Consider the following 16,373-nt stretch of genomic DNA (forward strand, 5'->3'; position numbering starts at 1 on the left):
CCCGTGTAGTTGGGGCATCTTCACAATCTCAACTGTAATCCCAGTACTTGTGCTACTATGAAAATAGTTGAGGCGCAAGGACTATTTGATTCGCGCCTGGAGGAAGTATCGTGAAATCAAGTCTGGATTTCTATGAGGGGCAAACTTTTTCTTCATCTTATCGGGGGCTTCATTTCGTACAACTCAACCGATACATGGCGTTGTTGTCAGTCCTGATCATCGTACTGCTTACCAATATTATCGAGCAGCATGAAGTTGACCGAGCCGACTCGCTCTTCTTTGCGGTTGGGTTATTTCTTGTCTTTTTCCTCTTCCGGGGCCGTACGACGCGCGAAGTGTTCCGTTCGACCGTTACGGTTGTCGCGGGCGGCCTTGACGTTGAAGATGGGGACGACGTGGCGCAGGTACCCTGGCCGGAACTACTGTACATCCGTATCGACCGTTCCGCATCGGGGCACCGGCGTAAATTCTACATCCGTGCGCGCGGAGGCAGGCTGTTCACCTTGCTGGACCCGGAGCAGGGCGAGCATTTTGAGGCCTGGGCGGTGGAGGTGGCGCAGTCTGCCGGCGTCAAAGTCAGGATTCTAAGTCGCTTCTATTTGAATGGTGAGCCACTGTGGACCTTTCTGTCTTGCTGTCTCCTGCTGGTGGTCTTGCACGCAACGAGCTTTTTCGGATTTTTTTGAGGGCGGGCAAACAAGATTTGCCCTTGGCACAACGGACCGGGCACGAAGGGACTCAAACTCGTCTCATGCCTTGGTCTCATCACCCACAAGCTCCCCCGCTTGAGGGTGGCACCCGTGGTTCACTTTGCTGGCTCAAAAGCGTGGGACAGTCCCATTCGACGACTACCGTCAGGTGATCAATCGCAGGTGTACGTCGTGGGGCCGTTCGAATTCGCCGTGTGCCCTGCTGGACAGTCCCATAGGGTCACCATTTTACCAACAGCGGCGCGATATAGCGCTCGACTTCCTTCATCGGTGCGGCGGTCGCGCTCAGGTTTGCACGCTGGTAGAGCGGAAAGCCGAGTCCTTCGTCGCGCGGGGAAATATCTACCAGGGTATTGCCGCGAAACTTCATCGTGAGTTGCTTCGGCTGCTCGTCCGCCACCCAGTTGGGACCGGGGTCGGTGGATTCTTTCCAGAACTCCGTCTGGCGCCATTTGAGCGTGTACTGCTCCGTTGTTTCCACGACGGGGAAGGTGATCACGATCTCGTCGCCCGCCTTCAGTCCACCAAAGACCAGGCGCCCGCCGATCGCACCGGGCTTCACCGCTGCGCCATTTACGGTGCAGGTCACCGCGCCATCGTTCACCCAGCCGGGCATGCGCAGGGCGACGGTCGACGCCTGCTTGTTGCGGATGACCACGCGCCCTTCGTAGGGCAGGTAGCTGTCGATATCGAGCCAGGGCGAGGCGCGGTTGAGCAGCAGGTTCACGTGGGCCGTGCCGTCCTTGAAGCGCACGATGGAATCCCACGCGGCGTACATCGCGGGGGTGCAGTTGCCCGTGCAGCAGATCGTGTAGAGAAAAGATAGTTCGGGGATCAGCGTCGGGTGGGTGCTGTCGGAAAGGAAGACGCCCACATTGCGCTCGGCAATATTGACGTTGCTTTCTCCGGTTGGATCATAGGGACCGGTGGTCGTGTCGTTCTTGCCGCGGCCTGCCGGCATGGTATCGATGGCCTGCTGCAGCTTCGCACCATCGGTAATCTGCAATTCCGCGAGGTGATTGCGAATGTAGCCGTCCGCGTCGTCCCAGTAATCTCCGACACCCAGCTCGCTTAGCTTCAAGGCCAGGTACGTCATGTCGCCCGTGGTGCAACCCTCGCCGAAAAGGCCAATGCGGGCGATGCCGAAGGTGCGCATGTATTCATAGCCCTCGCGCACGAAGGTTTTCAGTTTCGCGTCGTTCGTGGCTTCGGCCTGCCACAGCAAGCCCATGAGCGCCTGGGTATAGGAATGATGGTGGCCGGTGAATTGCGCGTGCTCCGCATCCACCACCACCTTCGGCGCGGCCTCGGCCCGCCAGAGCTTTGGCTCCAGCAGGAAGCTGCCGATCTTGCCCGCGAACGCGGTGTAGGCCGGATCCCCGCCATGATCGCTCCAGCGCACGAGGGGGCGAATCGCGCAGCCGTGGATAAAGGCCTGGAGCCAGGTGCCGAAAACGCCCAGGGCCGTCTCGCGCTCATCGGGTACATCGTCGTAATACCAGGCCCTGCCCTCGGCCTGCTGTGCAATCGTGATGTGCTCCTGCGCCATTTTGTCGATGATCGCCTTCAACTCGGGATTTGGATCAAGTTGGTAGAGGGCCATGAGGGCCAGCATCGCGCGGGACACGGGCGTGGGCGCGGCGGGGTTGATGATCATCCAGTGCGACGCCAGCATGCCCTCGAAAGTCTTCGCGTCCACCTCCGCGTTTTCCACACTGCCGCACATCAGCCGCGCCATCACCAGGCTCTCGGCGATCTTGCCCCAGTTCGGCGGACCGCCCGGCATGTCGGAGAGGTAGGCCGGGTTGCCGTTGAAGTAGGTGTGGCCATAGGGCGCGTAGCCCGCCTCCACATTGAGGAAGGAGGTCAGCCCATGCACCGCCAGCCGTCCGCGCTCGGCGAGGTCCAACGTGTCGGGCACGGTGGCGGTATAGCGCTCGCCGGTGGGGAGAAGCTTTTCCGCGCGAATGGGGCCGGGACTCGTCTCACCGAACGCGACAGGCGCGAAGCAGATCAAGGCGCTCAGTTGGATAATGCATAGGGGCAATTTAATCAAGGGCCACCTCACTTCTCCTGCGAACTTTGCCACTCAAAGGGCACTTTAAATTGCACTGATGTAGAAGTACACCTAAAAACCATTGGTGATAAACAGCCCGCTAATAAGACCACCGACAAGAAGTGTTAGCAGGAAAGTCGAAATTGGCTCAAGTGTCAGGTACCACGACACGCGGCACTCCACCGGCACGCCTTCAAGGGCCGCGAATTCCGTGGCCCACCATTCCAACACTTGGCCATTCTTGGGACTTACAAGGGTATAAATAGTCCCGTGCGCATCCCATATCCGAATAATCCGATGCCGCCCCATCCAACTGCGCGCGATATCTATTCGGCGCAGCGAGGCAACAGGCACCGTTATGTTTTTAGCAAATCCGACTAAGTTCACCTGATCGCCATTGACCGTCATCCGCGTACGCAGCCTGGTCGGCGGAAAAAAGTGATAGATCATCAGCACGATGAACAAGTAACCGACGATGATCGACATGCAAAAATTGAGTTCTTCTGTCGTTCTCGATCCCCCATTGGTAGCCTGCCTGATGAGGCACACCAACAGGAAGGAGCCATATACCTGCGCCCGCATACAGTAGAGTCGGGTACCGTTGGCGGTTGTTGTGAACGTGTGTCCCTCGATTTCACCGCTTACAGTTTCCAAATTGCCTCCCACATATTGAGACTCCGCCTCATGCGACTTCGCACCCGCATAGTGTGCGTGGAATCGCTTTAAGAAAACAACGGCGGGCCAAAAATTTGGCAGAGGTTTATAATACTTGCTTTTTTTAAGTAAAACTGAATAAAATATCAGGTATGTATCGATTGCGATGCAGTGGCCCTCGACCGGAGGAGGCAGGCCCCATGAGCGGCAGCATACAGCCCAACGAACAAGCGAACTTCTTGCTTTACAATGATGAAAGCGGAAACGTCAGCGTTGAGGTGTTCCTGAATGGCGAGACTGTCTGGCTGACACAGCGGGCAATTGGCGAACTGTTTGGAGCCGAGCGCAGCGTCATCACGAAGCACTTGCGCAACATATTCAAGGACAGCGAATTGGTTGAGGATTCAGTATGTGCAATTTTTGCACATACTGCCGCCGACGGCAAAACATACAATACCAAGTACTACAACCTGGACGCCATTATCTCCGTTGGCTACCGCGTTAACTCCAGGCAGGCCACACAGTTCCGCATCTGGGCCACGCGCACGTTGAAGGAATTTCTGATTAAGGGCTTCGCGCTGGACGATGAGCGGCTGAAGCAGGGGAAGCGGCTTTTCGGCAAGGACTATTTCGACGAGCTCCTGGAACGGATACGGGAAATCCGCGCCAGCGAGCGACGCTTCTACCAGAAAATCACCGACATCTACGCCCTCTCCTCGGACTACAATAAGGACCTGCCCGAGACAAAGGAGTTCTTTGCCTCCGTTCAGAACAAGCTTCACTGGGCCATCACGAGCAAGACTGCAGCCGAACTCATCTATGATTCCGCCGACGCCGACACGATTCATATGGGCTTGACCACCTGGAAGCACGCACCGAAGGGGAAGATCCTGAAATCGGACGTGGCCACCGCCAAGAATTACTTGAGTGAGGCCCACGTACGAGAATTGAATCAAATCGTATCGGCCTATCTCGACCTGGCGGAAAACCGCGCGCGGCGGCAGATCTTAATGCGAATGGAGGACTGGGCGAGTTTCTTGAACGGCTTTCTCGAATTGTCCAACTACCCCATTCTTCAGGACCGAGGCCGAATCAGCGCCGAGGAGGCCAAATTGAAGGCCGAACAGGAATACGAGACCTACCGCGTCAAACAAGATCGCGATTATATTTCAGATTTCGACCGGGAAGTCCGGCGTATCCAAGGAAAGCCCACTGATTCTGCTCGCGATTAATAATGAAGTCAACAAGCAACCTGCGAGGATTGCTCGGTAGTTCAAGCAAACCCCCCTTCAGAATCCAGACCCACCTCTCCTCCTCCTCCCCCATTGCCTCCACCCCCCAAATCTCCTATACTCTTCCGATTGCCGACCCCAACTCGGCCGGCCAACATCCCAAGTGGAGAGGAGACCCGATCATGACGTTATCCCGCAGAAGATTTCTGGGCAGTGTGGGCGTGGCCGCCGCTGCGTCGTACATCATTCCGTCCACGGCCATGGGGGCCGATGGCGCCACGGCCCCGAGCAACCGCATCAACATCGGCGTGGTCGGCACGGGCAGCCAGGCCGGCGGCCTCATGGAAAATGCCATCAAACACGCCAACGTGCGTATTGTCGCATTGTGCGACGTGGATCAGATGCGTCTGGCCGAGGCAAAGACGAAGATAGACGGCTTTTACGGCGACACCGCCTGCGCCACGCACCACGATTTCCGGGAACTCCTCGCGCGGCCCGATATCGACGCCGTCATCGTGGCCACGCCGGATCACTGGCACGCCCTGGTATGCATTGAAGCGGCCAGGCGCGGAAAAGATATTTACTGCGAGAAGCCCCTCACCTGGTCCCTCGGCGAAGGCCGGGCCGTGGTGAAGGCGGTGCAGGACAACAAGCGCATCTTCCAGGTGGGCAGCATGCAGCGCTCCAATCCGACCTTCAAGCAGGGCTGCGCCCTCGTTCGCAATGGCTATATTGGCGATATCAAACAGATCTACGTCTCCCTGCCCGACTTCGACAAGGCCCTGTGGGTCGACCAGTGGCCCGCCCCGCCCGCCACGCTGGACTACGAGATGTGGGTCGGCCCGGCGGAGTGGGCGCCCTACCACGAAAAACGCAATCACTGGGACTGGCGCTGGTGGATGGGTTTTGGTGGCGGTCAGATGATGGACTGGATCGGCCACCACGGCGACATCGCCTACATGGCGATGGACTGGGATCACACCGGTCCGAAGCATGTGGAAGGCATCCGCTGGGAGGCCCCGGCCGCGCGCAACAACCTCTATGACGCCCCCGCGCGCTACTGGTTCAATTGCGAATACAAGGGCGGCACGACCCTCACCGTGGCCAATGCGAAGGACATGCCGTCCCAGTGGCCCAGCCCCGGGAGCCTGGGGACACTTTTCGAAGGCACCCGCGGCCGCTGGCTCTGGGTCGACCGCAGCGGCATCAAGGCCAGCGACCCCAAGCTGCTCGAAATGACGCCCGCCAAAGGCGATTTCCAGTTCCGCGAAGAAAAGAACCACATGACCGACTGGCTCAACTGCATTGTCAGCCGCGAAGAAACCATCGCCCCCGTCAACGCCGGCCACCGATCCGCCTCCATCGGCCACCTGGGCAAGATCGCCTGCATGCTCGGCGGCTCCTTCAAGTGGGATCCAAAGACGGAGACCATCACCGACAACCCGGCCCTCAACGGCATGTTGACCCGGAAGTATCGTGGCGACTGGAAGCTGGAAGCGTAGGATTGTGAACAGAAGCGCCGCCTCCGGAGATCGGAGGCGGCTCGGTATTCACGACGTGATCCAGTTGGGCAACGACCTGTCGCTCAATTGCGCAGCAGACTGCTTCGCAATCGATAGAGAACTGCGCAAGAGAAACCGTAGCGGCACCATGGCAGCCACACCCCAGAAGCCCGCAAATTCCTATGAAGCAATACCTTACGCCCGAAATCCCCTCCAAGAGATGTCGTCGCGCCCCGTCTATCAACTGTTCAGGGCAATCGCACTGGAACGCCTCTTAATTGCTTATAAGGCTGGTGAAAATCTGGAGAGGGGGCAATCCCGCCCACTTTCTTCATTTTGTGCAACCGCGTTGCACTACACGGGCGCTGGAAAGCCCTCGCTCCATACGCCCGAACTCCCTGATTCTTGATTCCATTCCCCTGATCAACTGTCAACGGTCAAGTGAATTAAGTTATGCTATGCGCCGGAAAACTTCTGGAGACTTTGCATGCCCCCGATTGACAATGCCCTGGCCCATGCCCGTACCCATAAAGACCGCCACCTGGCGGAGTACCGCGAACTGATTTCCATACCCAGCATCTCCACGCTGAAAGAGAACAAGGCCGACGTGCTCCGGGCCGCCCATTGGCTCGCAGAGCAACTCAAGCAACTGAAAATGGAGCGGGTGGAGATCATGCTCACGCCCGGCAACCCTATCGTCTATGGCGAATGGCTCAAGGCCCCCGGCAAGCCGACAATCCTGGTCTATGGTCACTACGACGTGCAGCCCGTGGACCCGCTCAACGAGTGGGAGTCGGACCCCTTCGGCGCCGAGATTCGGGGCGACTTCATATATGCGCGTGGCGCTTCGGATATGAAAGGACAGATCTTCGCCCAGCTCAAGGCCATGGAAAGCATCATTGCGAATGGCGACTATCCCGTTAACATCAAGTACCTGCTGGAGGGCGAGGAAGAGATTGGCTCACCCAGCCTGCCCGCCTTCATCGACGAGCACAAAGACCTCTTGCGCTGCGACGCGGTGCTGAACTGCGACGCAGGCATCCACGACAAGGACACGCCCGCGATCATGTACTCCCTGCGTGGACTGGCCTATTTCGAGCTGGAAATTCGCACGGCGAAAAAAGATCTCCACAGCGGGATGTTCGGCGGCTCGGTCCGTAATCCCCTCCATGTGCTGGCCGATGTGATCTCGGCGATGCACGACGACAAGGGTCACGTCACGCTGCCCGGATTCTACGAAAAAGTTCGCCCGCTGGACGACGAAGAGCGGGAACTGCTCAAGCAGGTGCCCTACTCCGACGCCGCATGGACGGAGATGGCGGGCACGCAGCTTTGCTTCGGCGAAGAAGGTTACACGACCGTTGAACGCATAGGCGCACGGCCCACGCTCGAAGTCAATGGCGTCTGGGGCGGCTTCACCGGCGAGGGCGCGAAAACCGTCCTGCCCGCGCGGGCCAACGCGAAGATCAGCACGCGCCTGGTGGCCGATCAGGATCCCGAAGCGGTCGAAGGCCAATTGCGCGCCTTCCTGGCGGAACACCTCCCCGCCGACGTATCCTGGTCGCTTCACAAGCACTCCGCAGGCCCCGGCTCCACCATGGATCGCAAGTCGCTCTATATGGCGGCGGCGGGCGACGCCCTGAAGACCGTGTTTGGCCGTCCGCCCGTGTTCAAGCGCGAAGGCGGCAGCGTGCCCATCGTCGGCCTGCTTCAGAAGAAGCTCGGTGTCGATTCCGTCATGCTCGGCTTCGCCTTGCCAGACGATGGCATCCACGGCCCGAATGAAAAGCAATACCTGCCCAATTTCTTTCGCGGAATCGAAACGTATATTCACTACCTATATTTGTTGGGGAAATAGTCGCTGGATGACCTAGTTTCAGCCACGAGTAGCGATGCCCCTGAGAGATAAGACGGATAGGACGGATACGTCCGATATATCGGTCCTATCGGTCTTATCCGTCCTATCGAGAATTGAGCATGCCTCAACCAGTCACAGATCCCAAACTCGCCCAGGACACCTTCCGCGTCACCGGCATGACCTGCGCCGGCTGCGTGCGCCGCGTGGAAACCGGGCTAGCGACGCTCGACGGCGTCAATTCCGCCACGGTCAACCTGATGACCGAAGAAGCCGTGGTCAGCTACGACCCCGCACAACTCACGCCCGAGGCTATCGAGCAGGCCGTCGGCGCCATTGGCTATGAAGCCAAGCGCAAGGACCCCGGCAACGACGATTTCGTCATCGATGTGGCCCTCGACAATATGCACGCGGCCTGGAAGCGCTTCCTGATCGCGTGGGCGCTGACGGGCCCGGTGGCGATGCTGATGCTCCTCCATATGACCGGGCTCTGGCACCTCCACAATGGCGCCTGGCTGGAGCTGCTACTCGCCGCGCCCGTCCTCGCCATCGCGGGTGCGGAGACCATGAAGAAAGGCTTCCGCACGCTCCGGGCTAAAGCCCCCAACATGGATGCCCTCATCGCTATCGGCACGGTGGCTGCCTGGAGCACGGGCGTGATGCAATTGCTTGGGATGAAGGTGGAAAGTTTTGCGGCGGTTTCAGCCATGATCATGGCCTTTCACCTGACCGGGCGCTATCTCGAAGCGCGCGCGCGGGGCAAGGCCTCCGAAGCGATTCGCAAGCTCCTCGAACTCGGCGCGAGAACGGCCCGAGTGCGCCGGGCAGGAGAAGTCGTAGAACTCCCCATCGAAGAAGTTCGGGTCGGCGACATTCTCATTATCAAGCCCGGCGAGAAGATTCCCACAGATGGCATCGTCACCGAAGGGCGAAGCGCCGTGGACGAATCCATGGCCACGGGCGAGCCGATCCCCTCGGACAAGGCCCCCGGCGACACGGTCATCGGCGCGACGGTCAACACCACCGGCGCGCTGGAAGTTCGCGCGACGCGTATAGGCGGCGACACCTTTCTCGCGCAGGTGGCGAAGCTGGTGCAAGAGGCCCAGGCGTCCAAACCGGCCATCCAGGGCTTCGCCGATCAGATGACAACCATCTTTGTGCCGCTCGTGCTGGGTGTCGCCCTCATTACGGCAGTATTCTGGCTCATGGTGCCGGAGATGATGCAGAGCCTCAGTGGCTGGGCCGCGCCGTGGCTGCCCTGGTCCCCCGCCGAAGGCGCGTCGAACTTGAGCATGGCCATATTCTCCGCTGTAGCGGTCCTGATGATCTCGTGCCCTTGCGCCATGGGCCTGGCCACGCCCACCGCCATCATGGTCGGCACGGGCATCGCCGCGCAGCGCGGACTCCTCATCCGCGAGGGCGCGGCCATCCAGCGCCTGAAAGAGATCACCATCCTCGCACTCGACAAGACTGGCACGATTACGCACGGTCGTCCAAAGGTCACGGAGATCGAAGCTGTGGATGGAACCGATCGCAAAGCCCTCCTCACCTGGGCTGCGGCGGTGTCGCTCTTTTCGGAGCATCCCCTGTCTCACGCCATCCTGGAAAAGGCCAAGCAGGAACGCTGCGATCTGGTGCCGGCGGGCGATTTCGATGCGGTGCCCGGCAAAGGCGCGCGGGCCATGGTGGATGGTGCCGTGGTGCTCGTGGGCAAGCCGGACTTCCTGCGCGAAGAGGGCGTGGATATCAAGCCGATTGAGCATACGCTCTATCGCATGCAACACGAGGCCAAGACCGTGGCGGCGGTTGCCCGGGGCGGCAAGGCCATTGGCGTCATCGGCATCGCCGACACCCTCAAGCCGGAATCCGTGCGCGCCATCAAGATTCTCAAGCGCATGGGCATCAAGTGCATTATGATCACCGGCGATAACCAGGCGACCGCCGAGGTGGTCGCGGCGCAGGTGGGCATTGATCGGGTTGTGGCCAACGTGTTGCCCCAGGACAAAGCGAAGGCGATTGGAAACCTGAAGCGGGAGACCATCGGCGCGGTGGGTATGGTGGGCGATGGCATCAATGACGCCGCCGCGCTGGCCGCCGCCGACGTGGGCATCGCCCTGGGCACGGGGACGGACATCGCCATTGAGGCGGGCGACGTGACGCTCATTCAGGGCGATCTCATAGCGCTGGTGACGGTGATTCAGCTTGGCAAGGCGACCTACAACAAGATCGTGCAGAACCTCTTCTGGGCTTTCGGTTACAACCTTCTGTTTGTACCGTTGGCGATGATAGGGCTGCTCCACCCCATGATCGCCGAGGCCTGCATGGCCCTAAGCTCGCTGAACGTCATCGGAAATTCGCTGCGCCTCCGAAACTTCGATCCCGAGGCGGTGACGAAGGAAATCATGCGGATGTAGGGGCTTAGCTCTCCGCGCGATCCTGTTCACTGTACCAAGCCTCCACGATAGTGCTCAGAATAGCGTCAACTGATTTTCCTGTTTTCTGCGCTGACAACGCCACACGTTGCTGGAGCTTCGGATCGAGCTCTATCCAAAGCTTGTTGGGTGCGGGGACGTTGGGCTCATCGCCACACTGTTCGCAGAACTCAAAGTAAGCCTCCACCGATTCACGAAAAGCATCTTCCAGTTCGTGGGCGCTTGTGCCCTCGAAATGAATTGTGTCGCGCGTGTCTTGCACGATCCCGTAGAAAAGCTTATTGTCGCCGTCGTACTCTATACGGGCAATGTAGCCTTTATATTCCATGGTATCCGTCATGGCCTGATCCCTGCTCGTTCCAGGAAAACGCGTATCGCTTGCACGACACCTTTGTTGATCGTCGGTGCCGGATGGGGGCGGTGAAAGACGATTCTCTCGTCATTGAGTTTAACCCCAAAGCGTGAGCCTCGCCCTTCTGAGATTTCTGCACCCAGCGCTCGGAGCACCGATTCTACATCGTCCCAACGAATATTGTTGCCCGGGTTGGAGCTGAATATGGAGACAAGTGCCGTGTGTGCTTGCTGTTCATTATGCCATATTCAGCACGAATTCTGAGGTGAAATCAACATCATCAAGCTCGACCTGCCGCGAATTGAACGTAAAGAGCGCACAGAAGTCTCCCTCTTTGCGCTCTATGCGTTCTTTCGCGGCTAATCGACTAGCTTGCCACCGCCTCCGCCTTCGCCAGGAAGGGAGCCAGTTCGTCCAGCAGGGCGCGTTTGGGCAACAGGCCCTTCAGCGTCTTCTTTGCTTCCCCGCCGTCGAACACGATCAGCGTGGGGATGCTCTGGATGTCGAAGCGCGTAGCCAGTTCGGAGTTGTCGTCGATATCGACTTTGACCACCGCGAGGTTGCCGGCCTGCTCCTCGGCCACGGCCTCCAGCGTCGGGGCCAGGGCCTTACACGGGCCGCACCAATCCGCGTAGAAGTCCACCAGTACTGGCGTACCCGAGTTCTTGATCGTCAGGTCGAAGTTGCTGTTGTCGAGATGTTTCAAGGTTGCCATAAACATTACTCCTTTTCTCGGTGGTCGGTGTCCGACCGCCAGTTTCCGTGCTCAATTTGTCGCGGCGGCGAAGAGCTCGACTCGGGGGAAGTCCACTTCCGTTCCGGCCACATTGTTCATGTAGTTCGTCAAAATGTTGAGTGCCGTGTTGGCGACCACCTCCACGATCTCGCCATCACTCAGGCCCGCGCTCCGGGCGGCGTCCATTTCGCTTCGCGAAACACGGCCCTGCTTCTTCACCACAGCGGTCACCAGGGCCAGCACGGCGTTGGCCTTGGGCTCGGACGAGGTGCCTTCGCGATTCGCAAGTACTTCCTCCTCCGAGAGTCCCGCATGGGTGCCCAGGTAGGAGTGGGCCGCGAGACAGTACTCGCATCGATTCAATTCAGCGACGCGGAGAGCGATCCGCTCTCGGGTCTGCGGGCCCAGCAGACCGGCGGCGAGCGCGCCGTTCGTATCGAGATAACTCTTCAGTACGCCGGGCGCATTGGCCAGCACCTTCATCAGGTTGGGTGTTACGCCCAGCGCCTTCTGTACGCCTTCGAGCAGTTCCTTCGCCGGGCCGGTGGCCGCTTCGCGTTCAATCAGGTTCAATCGTGCCATGGTTCAATCCTCCATTTTTTCGTTTCGGTTTGTTCGGCCGCCGCCCATGCGTCGTGCCGTCGTACTCGGTTTTAGTGCACCTTACGAGCGAGAAAGTCCCGCATCAGTCCGGCTATCGTTTCTCCCTCCTCTTCCAGGGCGAAGTGCCCCGTGTCGAGCAAGTGAAATTCCACGTTCTTCAAATCTCGCTTGTACGGGTGAGCGCCCGACTCGGGGAAGATGGTGTCGTTCTTGCCCCAGACAATCAGCGTGGGGGGCTGGTGCTCGCGCAGGTAGGCCTGCCACGCGGGGTAGAGCGGCGGGTTGCTGCCGTACGAGAGGAACATCGCCAATTGGATTTCCTGGTTTCCCGGACGGTCCAGCAGGGGCTGATCCACGTTCCAGTTGTCCGGGCTGATTGCGTCCGGATTCCGGGTGCCGTGGGTGTACTGCCACTGGGTCGCCTCCAGCTTCAGGAAGCCGCGCAGTGCATCCGCATTCGCAGGGCTCTGTTCCTTCCAATAGGCCTTGATGGGGATCCAGAAATCCTGCAGGCCCTCTTCATAGGCATTGCCGTTCTGGATGATGAGCGTCTGAACACGTTCGGGATGGGCCGTCGCCAGCCGGTAACCCACCGGTGCGCCATAGTCCATCAGGTAGAGGCTGTAGGACTTCAGCCCGATTGAGTCGACGAACCGGCCCATGACCCGCGCCACGTTGTCGAAGGTGTACTCAAATTCGGTCGTCGATGGAGCCGAGCTGTTGCCAAAGCCGGGATAGTCCGGCGCCACCACGTGGTAGCGATCCGACAAGGCCGGAATCAGGTTACGGAACATGTGGGACGACGTGGGGAAACCATGGAGCAGCAGCACCGTGGGCTTCGCCGGGTCACCCGCTTCGCGGTAGAAGATCTTCAGGCCTTCCACATCCTGAGTGCGGTAACGGATAGCCGCGGTCTGTGCCTCCGCCCAAACCGCTCCCGAAAATATCAAAGTGGTCGCCACCACGCGCTTCAACAGGGTTCTATACATCGTTCAGGTTCTCCTTTGGTTCAATCCAGTCAGCCTTCCGGCCCGCCGTTGCGGTACCTGTTCATCCATAAGGCCAGACTCGTGCCAAAAGTAACTGTGTTTTTAAGATGTTCTAATTAAACAAGTTATGAAATAATCCCTATTGAAGGACACCTCCGAAATTTCGTAGCAAGCGAAATTTCGTTTGCATAATTACGAAATTTCGTTTATTATTCCGATATGAAACTTCAGGCGCTCCAAAATATCGTGCTCTCTGTGTCCGGCGAGTATTCTGTCGATCGCGTGCTCGATGCCCTCGTTCGTGGATTGGTGCAGGAAGCCGAGGCGGCCCTCGCGCGCATCTGGCTGATACGATCGGGCGACATCTGCGCCACCTGCCGCATGCGTCCGGAATGTCCCGATCAGGTGCGCTGTCTGCACCTCGCGGCGAGCGATGGGGCGAGCCGAATCGAAACCGAACAGCGATGGGACCGGATCGAAGGCGACTACCAGCGGTTTCCCATCGGCATTCGCAAAGTGGGCTGGATCGCGGCCCAGGGCGAGGCCCTGATGCTGAATGATCTCGCGACGAACCGCGAATGGGCCTTCAATCAGGACTGGATTCAGGAAGAGGAAATTCGCTGTTTCGCGGGGCAACCCCTGCTCTTTCGCGGGGAAGTGCTCGGGGTGCTCGCGGTATTCTCACGCGAGGAAATGGGGGATCACTGTCTCGCCATATTGCGCACCTTCGCCGATCAGGCCGCGGCCGCCATTGCCAACGCCCGCGCTTTTGAAGAGATTGATCGCCTCCGCGCGAAGCTGGAGCAGGAGAATGAATACCTTCGCGAAGAGGCGCGCGGAGGAGACTACGGCGACATCGTGGGCTCGAGCGCCGCACTACGCCGGTTGATGGAGCAAATCGAGCTCGTCGCCCGCACCGATGCCACCGTGCTCATCCAGGGCGAATCGGGCACCGGCAAGGAACTCATCGCCCGTGCGATTCATGAAAAGAGTTCGCGCGCGGGCCGTCCCCTCGTGCGCGTGAACTGCGCCGCCGTACCGCGCGAACTCTTCGAGAGCGAATTCTTCGGCCACGTGCGCGGGGCCTTCACCGGGGCCGCGCGGGATCGCGCCGGACGCTTCGCCCTGGCCGATGGCGGCACCCTCTTCCTCGACGAAGTGGGCGAGATCCCCATCGAACTCCAGAGCAAGCTGCTCCGTGTCCTGCAGGAGGGTCAGTTTGAGCCCGTGGGCGACGACCGCACCCAAAGCGCGGACGTGCGCGTCATCGCCGCGACCAACCGCAGCCTGGTCAACGACAGTACGGCCACGCGCTTTCGTCCCGACCTCTACTACCGCCTCAGCGTCTTCCCCATCCAGGTGCCGCCCCTGCGCGAACGGCGCGACGACATCCCCGAGCTCGCGCTCCACTTTCTCGCGTCGGCCAGCAAGCGCTTCGGCCTCCCGCCCGCGACGCTCAAGCAACGTCACGTCCAGGAACTGCAAGCCTACGACTGGCCCGGCAACATCCGCGAACTTCAAAACGTCGTCGAGCGCGCGGTCATCACCACCCAGGGCCGCGATCTCGAGTTCGAACTCCACGCCACGCCCACTATTCCCGCAACCACCGCGCCCGCCGACACCGAACGAATCTACACCGAAGCCGAGATGAAAACCTTCGAGTGCGACAACATCCTCCGCGCACTCGAAGCCACCGACTGGAAAGTCGGCGGCGATGGTGGCGCGGCGAAACTGCTGGGGATGAAACCAACCACGCTCGCCTCAAGGATGAAGGTGATGGGGATCGCGCGGGGGTAGGGGTCAGGTCCCGGCCATTTCCGCCGCGATAGGCTCCGCCTGCTTCAGCACTCGGTTGCCAGTTTCGGCCGGCAGGCCTTCAAAACAACTTGATGTATTCGTGAAATACGAAAAGTCTATTCCGCTGCTGGCCAGTGATTTCGGCGAGGATACCTTTTTCAACAAAAGCCTGGACGAGGTCGTTGGCGGCTTTGGCCGACAGGCCGGTCATGCTTTGTACATCCTTCACGGCGACCACGGGTCGCTTGAACAGTTGAGACAGGAGTTCCATCCCGACTGTGGCGCGTCTTCCTAAGGTCATGATGCGGCCTTTTTCGGTGGACTCTTTCAGCTTAATGATCCGTTGCAGGGTCACGACGGCCGCATCGGCGGTCTCGGCAACGCCGGTCAGGAAGAACCTGATCCACTGCGCAAGATCATCTTTGGTGCGGACCCCGGTGAGGTTGTCGTAGTAGAGCGATTTGTTGTGCTCGAAGAAATCGGAAAGATAGAGCATCGGCTTGTCGAGTACCCCGCTGGAAACGAGATAGAGGGTGATGAGCAGTCGCCCGATGCGCCCATTACCATCCAGGAAGGGGTGGATCGTTTCAAACTGGTAGTGGACGATGGCAATCCGCACGAGGTGCGGCACCTTGATATCCGTATTGTGAAGAAAGCGCTCCAAGTCCGTCATAAGATCGGGAACCTCGGTGTGTAGCGGAGGTATGAAGGCGGCATCGGACGGACTGGTGCCGCCGATCCAGTTTTGTGAGGTGCGGAATTCCCCCGGACTCTTGTGCTCGCCCCGCGCGCTGGCGAGGATGACCTGGTGCGCGTTGCGGATGAGTCGGTTCGACAGGGGAAGTGTTTTCAGCTCATCCAGGGCGGAGTTCATGGCGGCCACATAGTTGTTGACCTCGCGCCAATCATCGCGCCGTTCCGGGTTGATGTCCTCTTCGTTGATGAGTGCCTCTTCCATCGTGGTCTGGGTGCCCTCGATGCTGCTGGACTCGACTGCTTCCTTGATTGTGTGCATGCGAATGAACCTGTCGGTGTCCGGCACGAGACGGGAGAAGGAGTTCAATTCGCCCAACTTCAGCGAGGCCCGCTCAAGCAGTTCGTTGATGGCGTCATCGGTCCAGACAAAGCCATGGTTGATTTTCTCAGGCACGAAGTAGCGATAAGCGTAGCCCTTCCGGTAGGCGCCCGCCTTAAAGTTCTTGATGTCCATGTGCTTCCCCAAAGTAAAATAGGATTTGCTTTATTTTACTTTATTGTAATTAAGTAAAATAAAGAAAATCCAAATTTACTCTCCTTAATCCTGAGTTGATTCGTGAAATCTCCTGGCGGCGCCGCGAAGCTGCTGGGGATGAAAACCTACAACGCTCGCCTCAAGGATGAAGGCAATGGGGATCGCGCGGGAGTAAGCAGCGATGACCTGTCTGCGTCTTGTCCCTGCCTTATACTTATGATAGC

The 16,373-nt window shown here is 59.2% G+C and carries 15 protein-coding genes; 7 read left to right on the forward strand and 8 right to left on the reverse strand.

Features of this window, described 5'->3' with window-relative positions; all coding sequences use genetic code 11:
* The first annotated feature begins 110 nt into the window (after positions 1 to 110).
* Positions 111 to 686: a hypothetical protein gene (locus tag JNK74_06245; protein MBL7645777.1), complete on the forward strand. Its 576-nt coding sequence runs from the start codon at positions 111 to 113 to the stop codon at positions 684 to 686.
* Positions 687 to 930: 244 nt separating this feature from the next.
* Here the strand turns inward: JNK74_06245 and JNK74_06250 are convergent, their stop codons facing one another.
* Positions 931 to 2,766, reverse strand: coding sequence for a hypothetical protein (locus tag JNK74_06250; protein ID MBL7645778.1), 1,836 nt, complete (start codon positions 2,764 to 2,766; stop codon positions 931 to 933).
* Positions 2,767 to 2,838: 72 nt separating this feature from the next.
* On the reverse strand, positions 2,839 to 3,420 hold the full coding sequence (locus tag JNK74_06255; GenBank protein MBL7645779.1) for a hypothetical protein: 582 nt from the start codon (positions 3,418 to 3,420) through the stop codon (positions 2,839 to 2,841).
* Between the two features lie 200 nt (positions 3,421 to 3,620).
* On the opposite strand from JNK74_06255, the gene JNK74_06260 reads away from it, so the two are divergent.
* The 5 genes from JNK74_06260 to JNK74_06280 all read left to right on the forward strand — a co-directional run bounded on the left by JNK74_06260 (position 3,621) and on the right by JNK74_06280 (position 10,423).
* Positions 3,621 to 4,652, forward strand: coding sequence for a virulence RhuM family protein (locus tag JNK74_06260; GenBank protein MBL7645780.1), 1,032 nt, complete (start codon positions 3,621 to 3,623; stop codon positions 4,650 to 4,652).
* 182 nt (positions 4,653 to 4,834) lie between these two features.
* Complete coding sequence (locus JNK74_06265) at positions 4,835 to 6,154, forward strand: Gfo/Idh/MocA family oxidoreductase (protein MBL7645781.1); 1,320 nt, start codon at positions 4,835 to 4,837, stop codon at positions 6,152 to 6,154.
* Between the two features lie 4 nt (positions 6,155 to 6,158).
* Positions 6,159 to 6,563: a hypothetical protein gene (locus tag JNK74_06270; GenBank protein MBL7645782.1), complete on the forward strand. Its 405-nt coding sequence runs from the start codon at positions 6,159 to 6,161 to the stop codon at positions 6,561 to 6,563.
* A 78-nt stretch (positions 6,564 to 6,641) separates the two neighbouring features.
* Positions 6,642 to 8,012, forward strand: a complete 1,371-nt coding sequence (locus JNK74_06275; GenBank protein MBL7645783.1) for a dipeptidase — start codon at positions 6,642 to 6,644, stop codon at positions 8,010 to 8,012.
* A 119-nt stretch (positions 8,013 to 8,131) separates the two neighbouring features.
* Entirely contained in the window at positions 8,132 to 10,423 is a 2,292-nt protein-coding gene (locus JNK74_06280) for a copper-translocating P-type ATPase (protein MBL7645784.1), read from the forward strand.
* A gap of 4 nt (positions 10,424 to 10,427) precedes the next feature.
* Here the strand turns inward: JNK74_06280 and JNK74_06285 are convergent, their stop codons facing one another.
* The 5 genes from JNK74_06285 to JNK74_06305 all read right to left on the reverse strand — a co-directional run bounded on the left by JNK74_06285 (position 10,428) and on the right by JNK74_06305 (position 13,121).
* A complete protein-coding gene (locus tag JNK74_06285) occupies positions 10,428 to 10,781 on the reverse strand; it encodes a type II toxin-antitoxin system HicB family antitoxin (protein MBL7645785.1) in 354 nt (117 codons plus the stop codon).
* Complete coding sequence (locus tag JNK74_06290) at positions 10,778 to 11,041, reverse strand: type II toxin-antitoxin system HicA family toxin (GenBank protein ID MBL7645786.1); 264 nt, start codon at positions 11,039 to 11,041, stop codon at positions 10,778 to 10,780. The genes JNK74_06285 and JNK74_06290 overlap by 4 nt, the downstream gene beginning before the upstream one ends.
* A 119-nt stretch (positions 11,042 to 11,160) precedes the next feature.
* Complete coding sequence (trxA, locus tag JNK74_06295; protein ID MBL7645787.1) at positions 11,161 to 11,508, reverse strand: thioredoxin; 348 nt, start codon at positions 11,506 to 11,508, stop codon at positions 11,161 to 11,163.
* Between the two features lie 51 nt (positions 11,509 to 11,559).
* Positions 11,560 to 12,111 carry a carboxymuconolactone decarboxylase family protein gene (locus JNK74_06300; protein MBL7645788.1) on the reverse strand — a complete coding sequence of 184 codons (552 nt, stop codon included), beginning with the start codon at positions 12,109 to 12,111 and terminating at the stop codon, positions 11,560 to 11,562.
* A gap of 71 nt (positions 12,112 to 12,182) precedes the next feature.
* Positions 12,183 to 13,121 (reverse strand): alpha/beta hydrolase, encoded by a 939-nt coding sequence (locus JNK74_06305; protein ID MBL7645789.1) that lies wholly within the window; start codon positions 13,119 to 13,121, stop codon positions 12,183 to 12,185.
* A 219-nt stretch (positions 13,122 to 13,340) separates the two neighbouring features.
* Here JNK74_06305 and JNK74_06310 point away from each other — a divergent pair, with 219 nt between their 5' ends.
* Positions 13,341 to 14,918, forward strand: a complete 1,578-nt coding sequence (locus tag JNK74_06310; GenBank protein ID MBL7645790.1) for a sigma 54-interacting transcriptional regulator — start codon at positions 13,341 to 13,343, stop codon at positions 14,916 to 14,918.
* 79 nt (positions 14,919 to 14,997) lie between these two features.
* Here the strand turns inward: JNK74_06310 and JNK74_06315 are convergent, their stop codons facing one another.
* Entirely contained in the window at positions 14,998 to 16,128 is a 1,131-nt protein-coding gene (locus JNK74_06315) for a Fic family protein (protein MBL7645791.1), read from the reverse strand.
* Positions 16,129 to 16,373: the final 245 nt, after the last annotated feature.

This window comes from Candidatus Hydrogenedentota bacterium, assembly GCA_016791475.1.
Lineage (GTDB): Bacteria > Hydrogenedentota > Hydrogenedentia > Hydrogenedentales > JAEUWI01 > JAEUWI01.

What these genes read in the sequence shown, in the direction of transcription:
- JNK74_06260 (MBL7645780.1), top strand. Translation starts at nt 3,621, where the DNA reads ATGAGCGGCAGCATACAGCCCAACGAACAAGCGAACTTCTTGCTTTAC.
- JNK74_06265 (MBL7645781.1), top strand. Translation starts at nt 4,835, where the DNA reads ATGACGTTATCCCGCAGAAGATTTCTGGGCAGTGTGGGCGTGGCCGCC.
- JNK74_06275 (MBL7645783.1), top strand. Translation starts at nt 6,642, where the DNA reads ATGCCCCCGATTGACAATGCCCTGGCCCATGCCCGTACCCATAAAGAC.
- JNK74_06280 (MBL7645784.1), top strand. Translation starts at nt 8,132, where the DNA reads ATGCCTCAACCAGTCACAGATCCCAAACTCGCCCAGGACACCTTCCGC.
- JNK74_06285 (MBL7645785.1), bottom strand. Translation starts at nt 10,781, where the DNA reads ATGACGGATACCATGGAATATAAAGGCTACATTGCCCGTATAGAGTAC.
- trxA (MBL7645787.1), bottom strand. Translation starts at nt 11,508, where the DNA reads ATGGCAACCTTGAAACATCTCGACAACAGCAACTTCGACCTGACGATC.
- JNK74_06300 (MBL7645788.1), bottom strand. Translation starts at nt 12,111, where the DNA reads ATGGCACGATTGAACCTGATTGAACGCGAAGCGGCCACCGGCCCGGCG.
- JNK74_06305 (MBL7645789.1), bottom strand. Translation starts at nt 13,121, where the DNA reads ATGTATAGAACCCTGTTGAAGCGCGTGGTGGCGACCACTTTGATATTT.
- JNK74_06310 (MBL7645790.1), top strand. Translation starts at nt 13,341, where the DNA reads ATGAAACTTCAGGCGCTCCAAAATATCGTGCTCTCTGTGTCCGGCGAG.
- JNK74_06315 (MBL7645791.1), bottom strand. Translation starts at nt 16,128, where the DNA reads ATGGACATCAAGAACTTTAAGGCGGGCGCCTACCGGAAGGGCTACGCT.